Source organism: Micromonospora sp. NPDC005305 (assembly GCF_040607315.1).
In the GTDB taxonomy this organism is placed as follows: domain Bacteria; phylum Actinomycetota; class Actinomycetes; order Mycobacteriales; family Micromonosporaceae; genus Micromonospora.
In genome coordinates this window covers 192371-206013 of sequence record NZ_JBEXGL010000008.1, presented here as the reverse complement: position 1 = coordinate 206013, position 13643 = coordinate 192371, and the positions used below count along the sequence as shown (strand labels likewise).

Genomic DNA, 13643 nt, shown 5'->3' with positions numbered 1-13643 from the left:
TCGACGAAGCAGGGAGACACATGGACGTGCCGAACGGCCACATCAGAACGGACCTGTGGCAGCTACGCGCGCCGACCGCACCCGCACTGCGTCGCACCGTCTGTGTGCCGACGGTCCACCCGGTGGGCGACCAGCGGATCCTCCGGTGTGCGCAGTCGGTGCTCGACGCCGGGTTCGACGTCCACTTCATCTGGCTCGGTGGGGAGCCGGGGGAGTCCCAGCCCCACGACCGCGTCCGGGAGACCCGGCTTCCCGCGCCGACGTCGTTCCGGGAGCGGATCCGGCTGGTGCCGCGGGTCGCCGAGTTGGCTCGCCGGGCGGATCCCGACGGCTGGCACATCCACGACTTCTACCTGCTGCCGCAGGCACGCCGCTGGGCTCGCCGGACCGGCCGGCCGGTGCTCTACGACGTCCACGAGTACTACCCCGAGTACTACTCCGAGCGGTTGCCCGGTCCTCGGCTGCTGCGCCGGCCCGCCCACCGCATGATCACTGGTGTCGAACGCCGGTACGCCTCGGTGCTCGCCGGCGCGAACGTCGCCACCGAGGAACTCGGTGACCGGTTCCGTGGCTGGGGCATCCCCACCTCGGTCACCCCGAACTACCCGGCGGACGCGCTGCTCGGCGACGCGCCCCGGCCGCTCGTCCCGGAGCTGCTGCGCCGGGTGGTGCACACGGGCACCCTCACCTCGATGTTCGGCGTCGAGGTCATCGTCGGCCTGGCCCACGAGCTGGCGCGGGTCGCGCCGGAGGTGGAGTTCCTCGTGGTGCGGCGGTTCCCCTCGGCTGCGGCCCGGCGGGCCTTCGAGGAGCTGCTGCGACGGCACGGTACGCCGGCGAACCTCCTCCTGCTCGACCCGATGCCGGCGCATGAGGTCGGCCGGCTGCTGGCGAGCTGCGGGATCGGCGTGTCGGCGTTGCAGGACGTCGGTCAGGCGGCCCTCTGCGTCAGTACCAAGCTCTACGAGTACGCCACTGTCGGGCTGGCCGTGGTGGCCTCGGACCTCCCGGCGACCCGGCGCTTCGTGACCCGATCCATGGTCGGCGTGCTCGCCGACCCCCGCCGGCCGGCGGCCTTCGCGCAGGGCGTGCGGCGGTTGCTGGACGACGCCGATGAGGTGTGCGTGGCCGCTGACCGGCACGGGGCGGCGGCGCGCGCGGAGTTGTCTTGGGAGCGAACGTGCGCGCCCCGGCTCCGGACGCTGGTCAGTCAGGCCGTGCGCTGAAGGAATTTCGTCTGGTTTGCGCCTGTTTGCGTGTCCTCACCCGGTATCGTCTCGTTGGCCCTGTCAGTCGGTCAAGCTCGCGGCCGAGTAACGAGGAGCGGAGTTTCTGTGACTGTCCTTCCTGCCGGGTGCCGGGTGTTGATCACCGGTGGCACCGGCTCCTTCGGTCAGACGATGGTGCGCCGCCTGCTGACGCACGACGTCGGCGAGGTACGGGTGCTGAGCCGCGACGAGGCGAAGCAGGACGCCATGCGGCAGAGCGTCGGCGAGAGCCGGGTGCGCTACTACGTCGGCGACGTGCGCGACCTCGACTCGGTGGCGCGGGCTTGCCGGGACGTCGACTACGTGTTCCACGCCGCGGCGCTCAAGCAGGTGCCCTCCTGCGAGTTCTTCCCCCTCGAGGCCATCCGGACCAACGTGCTGGGCAGCGCGAACGTGGTCGAGGCCGCCGAGGCCAACGGGGTGAGCAACGTGGTGCTGCTCGGTACCGACAAGGCCGTCTACCCGGTCAACGCCATGGGCATGAGCAAGGCCCTCATGGAGAAGGTGGCGCAGGCCCACGCCCGCAACCACCCGGACAGCCCGACCACGGTGAGCTGCGTCCGCTACGGCAACGTCATGTACTCACGGGGCTCGGTCATCCCGCTGTTCATTGAGCAGATCAAGGCCGGCCGCGCGCCGACCGTCACTGACCCCCAGATGACCCGGTTCCTGATGTCCCTGGAGGACTCGGTCGACCTCGTCGAGCATGCGTTTCAGCACGCCCAGGCCGGGGACATCTTCATCCGCAAGGCGGCCGCCTGCACCATCGGCGACCTGGCCGAGGCGGTCTGCCGCCTCTTCGACGTGCCGGTCAAACTCGATCTGATCGGCCTGCGGCACGGCGAGAAGCCGGACGAGACGCTGGCCACCCGCGAGGAGCTGATCCAGGCGGAGGACTTCGGCGACTTCTTCCGGGTGCCGGTCGACGCCCGCGACCTCAACTACGCCCTCTACGTCTCCAAGGGGGAGATCGGCGCCGGTCCGGTCGAGGACTTCAACTCCGCCAACGCGCCCCGGCTCGGCGTACCCCAAATCATGGCTCTGCTGCGCACTCTGCCGGAGGTGCGCGCGGAACTCGCGCTGCGCGATCCGGCGCTGGCATGCTGAGGCTGGCCCTCACCGGGGCCGGCGGATTCCTCGGCTGGCACGTCCGGGTGCTGCTGCGTGCCCTGTGTTGGCCGGAGCCGGTGGCCCTCACCCGGGCCGACCTGGCCGACCCGGCGCGGGTCGCCGCCAAGGTCAGCGGCGTCGACCGGGTGCTGCACCTGGCCGGGGTGAACCGGGCCGACGACCCGAGCGAGGTGGCGGCCGGCAACGTCCGGTTGGCCGTCGCGCTGGCCGCCGGGCTGCGGGCCGCTCCCGTTCCGCCCGCCGGGGTGGTCTACGCGAACTCGGTCCAGGCCGGCAACGGCAGCCCGTACGGGGACGGCAAGGCCGCGGCCGCCGCCATCCTCGCCGACGCCGGGTACGACTTCCACGACGTCAGGCTGCCGAACCTGTACGGCGAGCACGGTCGGCCGTTCTACAACTCGGTCGTCGCCACCTTCTGCCGCGTCCTGGCTGACGGCGGGCGCCCCGAGGTGCTGGAGGATCGGGAGCTGCGCCTGGTGCACGCCACGGACGCCGCGGCCCGGCTCGTCGGAGCGCCGGGCGGGGGTTCCTGGGACGCGGACATGCCGGCGTGGCGGACCAGTGTGCGCGAACTGGCCGAAGTGCTCACCGGTTACGCCGCTCTCTACCGCACCGGCCAGCTGCCGGCGCTGACCGACCGGCATCGTCTGCGCCTGTTCAACACCTACCGGTCGCACTGCTTCCCCTCCCACTTCCCGATACCGCTGCCGCGGCACGCCGACCGGCGGGGGGAACTGGTCGAGGCGGTCAAGGTCCACGCCGGTGGCGGGCAGACCTTCTGCTCTACCAGCTACCCCGGGCAGACCCGCGGCGAGCACTTCCATCTGACCAAGGTGGAGCGTTTCACGGTGGTGCGGGGGAGCGCCGAGATCAGCCTGCGACGGTTCGGCGGTGACGAGGTGGTCCGGTTCCGGGTCTCGGGCCGGGAGCCGGTGGCGGTGGACATGCCCACCATGTGGGTGCACAAGATCGTCAATACCGGCTCGGACGAGCTGATGACCCTCTTCTGGGCCAACGAGATCTTCGACCCGGCCACCCCGGACACCTACCCCGAGCCGGTGGAGGTCGTCCCACACCTTGCGGCGGTGCCGGCGTGAAGATCGGGATCATCTCCCAGTGGTACGCGCCCGAGCCCATCTTCATCGCCGGGAACCTGGCCGGGGAACTGGCGCGGCGGGGCCACGAGGTGCGAGCGCTCACGGCCTTCCCCAACTACCCGCAGGGGCGCATCCAGCCGGGGTACCGCCAGCGCTGGAACCATCAGGAGCGGGCCGCCGGGGTGAACATCCGGCGCGTGCCGATCTACCCGAGCCACGACAACTCCCCCCTGCGGCGGGTGGCGAACCTCGGCTCGTTCGCGGCCACCAGCCTCCTCGCCGCTCCCCGCTTCCTCGCCGGCGTGGACGTGGTCTACGCCTACTGCCCGCCGCCGACGGTCTTCGCCGCCCCGTTCGCGCTGCGGGTGCTGCGCGGCGTGCCGGTGTTGCTGCATGTGCAGGACATGTGGCCCGAGTCGGTGAGCGGCTCGGACCTGGCCCCGGGCGGTCTGGTCGGTTCGGCGATGGACCGGGCGCTGCACGTCGTGATGCGCGGCGTCTACCGGGCCTCGGCCGGAATCGCGGTCATCTCCGAATCAATGGCGGAACTCGTCATCGAGCGGGGCGCCGATCCTGCCCGGGTGCGGGTGGTGCTGAACTGGACCGACGAGACGCTGTTTCGGCCGGTGCCACCGAGCGACGGGGCGCGCGCCGAAATCGGCCACCGCGGCCGATGCACCATCATGTTCGCCGGCAACATGGGCCCGTTCCAGCGGGTGGAGACGGCGATCCGGGCCGCTGCGGCCAACGCGGACCTGGTCGACCTGGTGCTGGTGGGCTCCGGCACCGAGGAGGCCGACGCACGCCGGCTCGCCGACGAACTGGGCGCCGACAACATCCGCTTCGTCGGGCGACGGGCGCCTGAGGAGATGTCGGCTCTGTACGCCGCGTCCGACTTCCAACTGGTCATCCTCCGGGACCTGCCCGCGCTGCGCGGCACCGTGCCGTCGAAGTTGCAGGCCGCGCTCGCCTGCGCGCGCCCCGTCATCGTTTCCGCCGCCGGTGACGCCGCCACCTTGGTCACCGCGAGCGGCGTAGGGCTCGCGGCCCCGGCCGAGGACTGGCGGGCGCTGGCGGAGCGATTCGCCGCGGCCGCCGCGCTGCCGTCCTCCACCCGGGCGGACATGGGCCGGCGTGCGCAGCAGATGTACCGGGACCGGATGTCCCTGCGGGTCGGCGTCGATCAGATCGAGGACATGTTGACCAAGATGACTAGCGCACGAGGGACCGTATGAGACAGCATGTGCTGAACATCGACGACACCGCTCACCCGCACCGGAAATCCGCCGGACACGGCACCCACCGTGAGGCGATCCGTCGCCCGTACGACCGGTGGAAGCGCGTCCTGGACGTCATCGGCGCGCTGCTTCTGCTCGTCCTGCTCGCACCCGTGATGCTGGTGGTCACCGCGGTCGTGCTGGTCACGCTCGGCCGACCGGTGCTGTTCCGGCACACCCGACCCGGCCTCGACGGCAAGCTGTTCGACCTGATCAAGTTCCGAAGCATGCATCCTGTCGACCCGACCCGGGGACTGGTCCGGGACGAGGACCGGCTGCCCCGGATCGGCCAGTGGCTGCGCGCCAGCAGCATCGACGAGTTGCCGGAGCTGTGGAACGTGCTGCGGGGTGAGATGAGCCTCGTCGGACCGCGTCCCCACCTGGTCGAGTACCTCAGCCGATACACACCGGAGCAGGCACGGAGGCACGAGGTACGCCCTGGCATCACCGGTCTGGCCCAGGTACGCGGCCGCAACGCCTTGAGCTGGGAGGACAAGTTCCGCTACGACGTGCAGTACGTCGACCAGCGGTCGCTCCGCCTCGACCTGCGGATCCTCGCCGAGACGGTACGGGTCGTGCTGCGGCGAGAGGGTATATCGGCACCCGGCACCGTCACCTGGCACGAGTTCATGGGCACCCCGGAGCCGGCCCTCGTCGGCAGGCCGTCGGAGCGGTCGATGTACTCTCCCGGCCGACCGACCTGACATGGCCGGTGCGGCACGGCGAGTCCTGCTTCTGGGCTCCACCGGATTCCTCGGCCGGCACATCCGCGACGCCCTGGCCAGGGACGGGACCACCCTCAGCTGTCCGACCCGGGACCGGTGCGATCTGATCGAGATGAGCCCGGAGGCGCTGACCGACCTGGTACGCCGCGAGCGACCCAGCGCCGTAGTCAACTGCGCCGGCCGGATCACCGGCACCGGATACGACTTCCTCCGCGCCCACCCGCTGGTCACGGCCAAGCTGATCGACGCGCTCCTGGCCGCCGCTCCCGAGGCGCGACTGGTGCGCATCGGCTCCGCCGCCGAGTACGGCTGGGTGCCGGACGGCCATCTGGTCACCGAGGACCAGCCGGCCCTGCCGGTGAGCGAGTACGGGCTGAGCCAACTGACGGCCACCCGGCTGGTCGAGCTCGCTGCGGCGGACCGTGGCCTCGACGCGGTGGTGCTGCGCGTCTTCAATCCGGTGGGGCCGGGGCTGCCGACGGGAAACCTGCTCGGGCGGGCCTGTTCGCTGATCCGGGCGGCGCGGGATCGCGACGAGCAGCAGATCGAGCTGAGCATGCCCGACTCCCACCGCGACTTCGTGGACGTCCGTGACGTCGCGGCGGCCGTCCGAGCCGCGCTTCACCGTCCAGCCCTGATCAGCCGGGTGTACAACGTGGCCAGCGGCAGGGCCGTGGCCACCCGGGAGGCCGTGCGGCTCCTCGCCGAGCAGGCCGGCTTCACCGGCGGCTACCGATTGGGCAGCGATACGCCGGCCGCGGGCCGGTCCTCCGCCGTGCCATGGATGTGTGGCGACGTCAGCCGCGCGGAACGGGAACTCGACTGGGTGCCACGCCACCGGCTGGTCGACTCGCTGGCTGCCCTCTGGTCCGCCGCGCCGTCTCGGGTCGGGGCCATCCCACAGCCGGCACCCGGCTGAGCCGGCCACCTTCCCCTGCGGGGCAAGTCCGCATCAGTATGGTGTTCTCGGACCGCACGCGCGGATGACGGGCTGGGACGTGCTGCACTTGAGGATCATCCCGCCGACCGACCGGTCGTCCGCGGTGGTGGATCTGCTCACCGCCGCCCCGGGGGTGGCGCACCTGGCGGTAATTCCGGGTGCCGCCCGCCAGCCGGCCGGCGACCTCGTTCTCTGCGATGTCGTTCGGGAAAGCGCGGAACGCGTCCTGGAACGGCTTCAGCAACTCGGTGTCGAAGCGCGGGGCGGCATCTCGGCCGACGACGTGGAGCTCACGCTGTCGGAGCGGCGAAGAAGGCGGCCCGTGACGCGCCGGGGCACGGCGAGGACGCGGTCGTCTGGGACGAGATCGCGGCGAAAACCGGTGAGCAGACGGTGCTGACCGGCACCTATCTCGTGCTGATCACGGTGGCGACGATGATCGCCGGCATCGGCGTGCTGCTCGACCAGCCCATCCTCATCGTCGGCGCCATAGTCGTCGGCCCCGAGTTCGGCCCGCTCGCGGCGCTCTGCGTGGCGCTCCTACGCCGGCAGCCGCACGTCATCGGCCGCTCGGTGCAGGCCCTCGTGGTCGGCTTCCTCGCCGCCATGCTGGTCACCGTGCTGAGCACCTGGGCGCTCACCGCCGCCGGGCTGGTCAGCCGGGACATGCTGCTGGCCGACCGGCCGCTCACCGACTTCATCTGGCGCCCGGACGCGCTCTCCTGGGTGGTCGGCGTGCTCGCCGGGATCGCCGGCATGCTCTCGCTGACGTCGAAGAAGTCCGGCTCACTGGTCGGCGTGCTGATCTCGGTGACCACCGTGCCGGCGGCGGCGAACGTGGCCGTCGCGGGGGCCTACGGGGTCTGGACCGAGGCCGCCGGCTCCGCTCTCCAGCTCGTGATCAACCTGGCCGCCATCGTGCTGGCCGGCCTGCTCACCCTGGTCGTGCAGCGGTCCTGGTGGCGGCGGGTGGAGCGGCGGTCCACGCGGGGCGTGCCGCGGCAGCGGGCCGACCGGCCGGCGCGGGTCAGCGCCAGTCGTCGCCCGCCTCGAGACGCAGGCTGAGCAGCGTCGCCAGGGGCACCGACTCACCGTCCCGGCCGCCCCGGCCCACCACCAGCGGCGGCGGGGCGGGCTCGGGGTCGGTCCCGAACAGCCGCGACCGCAGGCTCGGCGGCACGGCCAGCAGGTAGAAGCGGCCCTCGGTGTCCACCGCCCGGCTGCGCGCCCGGTCCACGTACCAGCCGGTGATCCGGGTCCGGTAGCGGCCCCGCCCGTCGTAGCCGGCCGCCGTCAGCCGCTCGGCGCGTAGCCCGCGCCGTAGCGCCTCGGCGGCGAACCGGGCCACCAGATCCGCGGCCTGCGCCTGCTCGGCGGCGCGCTGCCGGGCGTCGGCCGCCGCGTGGGCCCGCACCGCGCGGCGCTGCCGTTCCCGCCACTCCAGGCCGTCGTCCCCACCCACGCCCGCGAGGGTACGCGCCCGCCCCGCACCGCCCTGTCCACGCCTACACGGGTCCATCTCCGGTCACGCTGTCGAGCTGAGTCGTCGGTGATGTCGGCGCAGCGACCCTCCGTGCTGCCGGCCCGGCGAGTCGTTTGTGACGTCAGCTCGACAGCCCCCCGAAACCTCAGGCCGGGCCTTCCCGTCCGCCTTTGCCCGGGCACCCCGGGCGGACCATCGCCTGACCCTTGGCGCGGCCAGCAGCACGAAGGGGCGCATCTCCAGATCTTGGACAGTTGCCGTTCGAGCCGAACGGCAACTGTCCAAGATCCGCAAGGCGCGTCGCGATCCCGAGGCCACTCGGGTCGGTCCGGGGCGCGGTGCGCTGTCGAGCTGAGTCGTTCGTGACGTCAGCTCGACAGCGTCGCGTGACGTCAGGCCAGGCCGGCGCGGCGCAGCGCGTCCGCCATGGCGTCGTTGGCCGGTGCCGGCGTGCCACCGCCGCGCCCCTGCCGCTGCGGCCCGCCGCGCGAGCCGCCCCGGTCTCCGCGCGAACCGCCGCCACCCTGGCCACCGCGGGGCCCGCCACCCTGACCACGGCCCCCCTGGCCGTCGCCGCGCTGACCGCCCCGCCCGCCGCGCTGACCGCCGCCCTGGCCACTACCCTGGCCGCCGCGGTCTCGGCGCGCGTCGCCGCCCTGCGGGCGTCCGGCCGGGGCGTCGTCCTCCAGCCGGAGGGTCAGCGAGATCCGCTTGCGGGGTACGTCGACGTCGAGCACCCGGACCCGCACCACGTCACCGGACTTCACCACGTCGCGCGGGTCCTTGACGAAGGTGTGCGACAGCGCCGAGACGTGCACGAGGCCGTCCTGGTGCACCCCGACGTCGACGAACGCGCCGAACGCGGCCACGTTGGTGACCACGCCCTCCAGCACCATGCCCGGCGTGAGGTCGCTGATCTTCTCCACCCCCTCGGCGAAGGTGGCCGTCCGGAATTCGGGGCGGGGGTCCCGGCCGGGCTTCTCCAGCTCGCCGAGGATGTCGGTGACGGTGGGCAGGCCGAAGGTGTCGTCCACGAACTCGGTCGCCCGGAGCCCGCGCAGGATGGCCGACTTCCCGATCAGTGCGCGCAGGTCCTGGCCGGTGTGGGCGAGGATCCGGCGCACCACCGGGTACGCCTCGGGGTGCACGCTGGAGGAGTCGAGCGGGTCGTCGCCGCCGGGGATGCGCAGGAAGCCGGCGCACTGCTCGAACGCCTTCGGTCCGAGCCGGGGCACCTTCCTCAGCTCGGCGCGGGTGCGGAACGGCCCGTTGGCGTCCCGGTGCAGGACGATGTTCTCGGCCAGCCCGGCGCCGATGCCGGAGACCCGGGTGAGCAGCGGGGCCGAGGCCGTGTTGACGTCGACGCCGACGGCGTTGACGCAGTCCTCGACGACCGCGTCGAGGGAGCGGGACAGCTTCACCTCGGACAGGTCGTGCTGGTACTGCCCGACGCCGATCGACCGCGGGTCGATCTTCACCAGCTCGGCGAGGGGGTCCTGGAGGCGGCGGGCGATGGAGACGGCGCCGCGCAGCGAGACGTCGAGCCCGGGCAGTTCCTGCGAGGCGTACGCGGAGGCGGAGTAGACCGAGGCACCCGCCTCGGAGACCACCACCTTGGTCAGCTTCAGTTCGGGGTGCTGCTTGATCAGGTCGCCGGCGAGCTTGTCGGTCTCCCGGCTGGCGGTGCCGTTGCCGATGGCGACCAGCTCGACGCCGTGCGCCGCGGCCAGGGTCGCCAGCGTGTGCAGGGAGGCGTCCCACTGCCGGCGCGGCTCGTGCGGATAGATGGTGTCGGTGGCGACCACCTTGCCGGTGGCGTCGACCACGGCCACCTTCACGCCGGTGCGCAGGCCCGGGTCGAGGCCCATGGTGGGGCGGGCGCCGGCCGGGGCGGCCAGCAGCAGGTCGCGCAGGTTGGTGGCGAAGACCCGGACGGCCTCCTCCTCGGCCACCTGCCAGAGCCGCAGCCGCAGGTCGGCGCCGAGGTGGATGAGGATCCGGGTACGCCAGGCCCAGCGCACCGTGTCGGTGAGCCACCGGTCGGCGGGCCGCCCCTGGTCGCTGACCCCGAACCGGCCGGCGACGGCCGCCTCGTAGCGGGTGGGGCCGGTGACCACGGCGTCGGAGTCGCCGTCGGCTTCCGGGTCCATGGTCAGGTCGAGCACGCCCTCCTTCTCGCCCCGGAACATGGCGAGGATCCGGTGCGAGGGAAGTCTGGTGTACGGCTCGGCGAAGTCGAAGTAGTCGGCGAACTTGGCCCCGGCCGATTCCTGGCCCTCGCGTACCCGGGAGACCAGCCGGCCCCGCGACCACATCTGCTCCCGCAGCGTGCCGATGAGGTCGGCGTCCTCGGCGAACCGCTCGATGAGGATGGCCCGCGCGCCGTCGAGCGCGGCGGCGGCGTCGGCCACCCCCCGGTCGGCGTCGACGAAGTCGGCGGCCGTGGCGCGGGGGTCCCGCGTCGGGTCGGCCAGCAGCGTGTCGGCGAGGGGCTCCAGCCCGGCCTCGCGGGCGATCTGCGCCCGGGTCCGCCGCTTCGGCTTGTAGGGCAGGTAGATGTCCTCCAGCCGGGACTTCGAGTCGGCCGCCATGATCTGCGCTTCGAGGGCCTCGTCGAGCTTGCCCTGCCCGCGGATGGACTCCAGGACCGCGGCGCGCCGCTCGTCGAGCTCCCGCAGGTAGCGCAGCCGCTCCTCCAGGGTGCGCAGTTGCGCGTCGTCGAGCAGGCCGGTGGCCTCCTTGCGGTAGCGGGCGATGAACGGCACGGTGGCGCCGCCGTCGAGCAGCTCCACGGCCGCCCGCACCTGACGTTCGGCGACGCCGAGCTCCTCGGCGATCCGCTGGTGCACAGACTGGGTCACGATCTGGTCCGCCTTCTCGGGTGGGTTCGGCAGCCATTGTGCCGGTCCCGCCAGGGCGTCGGCGCGGCACCCGCCGACCCATCCGCCACAGCCGCCCCACCGGCGGGCAGGCGCATCGCGACCTGCGGCGCCCTGCGCTAGCGTGGCGATCATGGAACAAGCTGCGGATCCGCGGGCCCGGCGGCTCTTCGGCGGTAGCGCCCGAGCGCTCGGCGACCTCGCCGTCAGCCCGTTCCGGGCCGACCGGGACCGCATCGTGGGCTCACCGTTCTTCGCCCGGCTGAACGGGGTGACCCAGGTGATCAGCCCGGGCGGGTCGGGTCTGCTCGTGCACAACCGGCTCACCCACAGCCTCAAGGTGGCGCAGGTGGCCCGTGCGGTCGCCGAGCGGCTGACCGCCGACCCGGCGCATCGGGACCTGCTGGAGAAGCTGGGCGGCTGCGACCCGGACGTGGTGGAGGCCGCCGCGCTCGCGCACGACCTCGGGCACCCGCCGTTCGGGCACCTGGGGGAGCGGGTGCTGGACCGACTGGCCCGGCAGCGGCTCGGGCTGGCGGACGGCTTCGAGGGCAACGCCCAGTCGTACCGGATCGTCACCAGCACCGAGATCCGCGGCGCGGCAACCACCGGCCTGGACCTGACCGCGGCGGTCCGGGCGGCGATGCTGAAGTACCCGTGGACCCGGCTGGACCATCCGGACCCGCATCCTCGGCACCTGGACCCGGCCCCGCGCGGCGCGGCCGCCCCGCTCGACGACCCGGAGAGCGGGTCGGCGAAGTTCGGCGCGTACCGGACCGAGGTGGACGACCTGCGGCAGGCCCGGGAGCCGTTTGCCGGCCGGATCCCGGACTGGCAGCAGACCCCCGAGGCGTCGATCATGGACACCGCCGACGACATCGCGTACGCCATCCACGACGTGGAGGACTTCTACCGGGTCGGGGTGCTCCAGCAGGGCGCGGTGGCCGCCGAGCTGTCCGCCTGGCAGCGCGAGTGCGGGCACTTCCGGGCGATCACCTCCTCGGCGCTGGCCGCGGCTGGCCGGCGGCCCGGTGCGGCCATCGAGCGGCTGCGCCGGCAGTTGCACCGCAAGGACGCCTGGATCGCCGACGACGAGGCGTTCGCCGCCGCCGTCGAGCACGTCCGCGAGGAGCTGGTGGAGGGCCTGCTGGCGCTGCCCTTCGACGGCTCGATCGAGGCCGAGCAGTACGTGGCGCGGTTCTCCGCCCGCTGGTCCACCCGCTTCGTCGAGGCCATCACGGTGGCCCCGGAGCCCGACGTCCGATCCGGGCACGTGCTGCTGGCCAAGCCGCAGTGGCACGAGGTGCAGGTGCTCAAGTTCGTGCACCACCGGTTCGTGCTGGCCCGGCCGGACCTGGCCCTGCACCAGCGCGGCCAGGCGCGGCTGCTCGGCACGCTGGTGGAGGCCCTGTGGGAGTGGCTGCTCGACCCGGAGGAGGAGTCCCGGCTGCCCCGCCGGCTGCACGACCTGGTCGAGCTGGCCGAGGCGGAGCTGCACCCGCGGACGCCGGACCGGATCGGCCGGGCCAGAGGGCGGGCCATCGTCGACTTCGTCGCCCAGCTCACCGACGGGCAGGCGGTGGCGATGCTGGACGCGCTGTCCGGCCGCTCCGGCGCCCTCTGGACGGACGCCTTCGTGCTCTGAGGCGCGGGGGTCAGGCGACCCCCTGCCACCAGCCGTCCACCGCCGGCGGCTCGTCGACCACGACCCGCTCGCCGGGGCGCGGCACGGCCAGCCGGACGTCCCGGGCCTTCGCCTCGGCCCAGAGCCGGTCCACCGGCTCGGACCAGTCGTGCAGGGCCAGGTTGAAGGTGGCCCAGTGCACCGGGACGAACAGCCCGCCGCGCAGGTCGAGGTGGGCGGCGACGGCCTCCTCGGGGAACATGTGGATGCTCGGCCAGGCCCGGTCGTACGCGCCGATCTGCATGAGCGTGACGTCGAACGGGCCGTGCTCGGCGCCGATCTCGGCGTACCCGTCGAAGTAGCCGGAGTCGCCGGTGTAGAAGAGCTTCCGCTGCGCCCCGGCCACCACCCAGGAACTCCAGAGGGTGCCGTCGCGGCGCAGGCCCCGCCCGGAGAAGTGCTGGGCGGCGGTGGCCGTGAGGGTCAGCGCGCCGACCCGGTGGCTCTCCGACCAGTCCAGCTCGACGATCCGGTCCTCCGGCACGCCCCACCGGTCCAGGTGGGCGCCGACGCCGAGCGGCACGAGGAACGGCGCGGACTGGTGGGCGAGGAGCCCGCGGACGGTGGCCATGTCGAGGTGGTCGTAGTGGTCGTGCGAGATGAGGATGGCGTCGAGCCGGGGCAGCTCGTCGAGGCGGACCGGCGGCTCGTGGATGCGGCGCGGGCCGACGAGCGCCGACGGGGAGCAGCGGTCGCTCCAGACCGGGTCGAGCAGCACCCGGTGCCCCTCGATCTCGACCAGCGTGGAGGCGTGCCCGTACCAGACGACGCTCAGCTCGCGGGCCGGGTCGGCCGGTGCCGGGTCGGCCGGGCGCAGCAGCGGCACGGCGCTGTCCGGCCGCCGCTTCTGCTTGCCGAAGATCAGCTCCTTGACCAGGTTGCGGCCGGGGTCGGCGACCATCGTGCTGCGGGTGCCCGACGGGTTGTGGAAGGTGCCGTCCCGGAAGCGCGGCGAGCGGGCCGCCCGTTCCGCGCGGGCGCCGGAGAGCCGGCCGCCGAGCTGGGCGGGCACGTCGCGTGCCGCCCAGGCCAGCCCGGCCACCGCGGCCAGCCCCGCCATCCGCCACCGCCGCCCGCCGGCCGCGCGCTCCAGTTCCCGGTCCTCCGGTCGCCGCATGTCCCGTCCCTCCGCCGTGTCCCGCAGTACACGGTAGCCATC

The 13643-nt window shown here is 73.1% G+C and carries 11 protein-coding genes; 8 read left to right on the top strand and 3 right to left on the bottom strand.

Annotation, left to right across the window (positions count from 1 at the left end):
* Nucleotides 1-20 precede the first annotated feature (20 nt).
* The 7 genes from ABZS80_RS16500 to ABZS80_RS16470 all read left to right on the top strand — a co-directional run bounded on the left by ABZS80_RS16500 (nucleotide 21) and on the right by ABZS80_RS16470 (nucleotide 7503).
* Nucleotides 21-1226, top strand: coding sequence for a glycosyltransferase (locus tag ABZS80_RS16500; RefSeq protein ID WP_355056581.1), 1206 nt, complete (start codon nucleotides 21-23; stop codon nucleotides 1224-1226).
* Nucleotides 1227-1334: 108 nt separating this feature from the next.
* Nucleotides 1335-2375 carry a polysaccharide biosynthesis protein gene (locus ABZS80_RS16495; RefSeq protein WP_355056579.1) on the top strand — a complete coding sequence of 347 codons (1041 nt, stop codon included), beginning with the start codon at nucleotides 1335-1337 and terminating at the stop codon, nucleotides 2373-2375.
* On the top strand, nucleotides 2369-3496 hold the full coding sequence (locus ABZS80_RS16490) for a capsular biosynthesis protein (protein ID WP_355056577.1): 1128 nt from the start codon (nucleotides 2369-2371) through the stop codon (nucleotides 3494-3496). The genes ABZS80_RS16495 and ABZS80_RS16490 overlap by 7 nt, the downstream gene beginning before the upstream one ends.
* Nucleotides 3493-4731, top strand: a complete 1239-nt coding sequence (locus ABZS80_RS16485) for a glycosyltransferase family 4 protein (protein WP_355056575.1) — start codon at nucleotides 3493-3495, stop codon at nucleotides 4729-4731. The genes ABZS80_RS16490 and ABZS80_RS16485 overlap by 4 nt, the downstream gene beginning before the upstream one ends.
* Nucleotides 4728-5477, top strand: a complete 750-nt coding sequence (locus tag ABZS80_RS16480) for a sugar transferase (RefSeq protein WP_355056573.1) — start codon at nucleotides 4728-4730, stop codon at nucleotides 5475-5477. Before ABZS80_RS16485 ends, ABZS80_RS16480 begins: the two co-directional genes overlap by 4 nt.
* Before the next feature lies 1 nt (nucleotide 5478).
* Entirely contained in the window at nucleotides 5479-6417 is a 939-nt protein-coding gene (locus tag ABZS80_RS16475) for an NAD-dependent epimerase/dehydratase family protein (protein ID WP_355056571.1), read from the top strand.
* A gap of 414 nt (nucleotides 6418-6831) precedes the next feature.
* A complete protein-coding gene (locus ABZS80_RS16470) occupies nucleotides 6832-7503 on the top strand; it encodes a DUF389 domain-containing protein (RefSeq protein WP_355056570.1) in 672 nt (223 codons plus the stop codon).
* On the opposite strand, the gene ABZS80_RS16465 is transcribed toward ABZS80_RS16470, so the two are convergent.
* Together ABZS80_RS16465 and ABZS80_RS16460 are read right to left on the bottom strand one after the other, a co-directional pair.
* Nucleotides 7466-7900 carry a hypothetical protein gene (locus ABZS80_RS16465; RefSeq protein WP_355056568.1) on the bottom strand — a complete coding sequence of 145 codons (435 nt, stop codon included), beginning with the start codon at nucleotides 7898-7900 and terminating at the stop codon, nucleotides 7466-7468. The genes ABZS80_RS16470 and ABZS80_RS16465 overlap by 38 nt on opposite strands.
* A 413-nt stretch (nucleotides 7901-8313) precedes the next feature.
* Nucleotides 8314-10782 carry a Tex family protein gene (locus tag ABZS80_RS16460; RefSeq protein WP_355056566.1) on the bottom strand — a complete coding sequence of 823 codons (2469 nt, stop codon included), beginning with the start codon at nucleotides 10780-10782 and terminating at the stop codon, nucleotides 8314-8316.
* Between the two features lie 151 nt (nucleotides 10783-10933).
* On the opposite strand from ABZS80_RS16460, the gene dgt reads away from it, so the two are divergent.
* Nucleotides 10934-12445, top strand: coding sequence for a dGTP triphosphohydrolase (dgt, locus tag ABZS80_RS16455; protein ID WP_355056564.1), 1512 nt, complete (start codon nucleotides 10934-10936; stop codon nucleotides 12443-12445).
* Between the two features lie 10 nt (nucleotides 12446-12455).
* Here dgt and ABZS80_RS16450 read toward each other — a convergent pair whose 3' ends face one another.
* On the bottom strand, nucleotides 12456-13601 hold the full coding sequence (locus tag ABZS80_RS16450) for an MBL fold metallo-hydrolase (RefSeq protein ID WP_355056563.1): 1146 nt from the start codon (nucleotides 13599-13601) through the stop codon (nucleotides 12456-12458).
* Between the last annotated feature and the right edge of the window lie 42 nt (nucleotides 13602-13643).

Coding starts and splice junctions, on each gene's coding strand:
- ABZS80_RS16490 (WP_355056577.1), top strand. CDS start 2,369: ATGCTGAGGCTGGCCCTCACCGGGGCCGGCGGATTCCTCGGCTGGCAC.
- dgt (WP_355056564.1), top strand. CDS start 10,934: ATGGAACAAGCTGCGGATCCGCGGGCCCGGCGGCTCTTCGGCGGTAGC.
- ABZS80_RS16475 (WP_355056571.1), top strand. CDS start 5,479: ATGGCCGGTGCGGCACGGCGAGTCCTGCTTCTGGGCTCCACCGGATTC.
- ABZS80_RS16480 (WP_355056573.1), top strand. CDS start 4,728: ATGAGACAGCATGTGCTGAACATCGACGACACCGCTCACCCGCACCGG.
- ABZS80_RS16500 (WP_355056581.1), top strand. CDS start 21: ATGGACGTGCCGAACGGCCACATCAGAACGGACCTGTGGCAGCTACGC.
- ABZS80_RS16450 (WP_355056563.1), bottom strand. CDS start 13,601: ATGCGGCGACCGGAGGACCGGGAACTGGAGCGCGCGGCCGGCGGGCGG.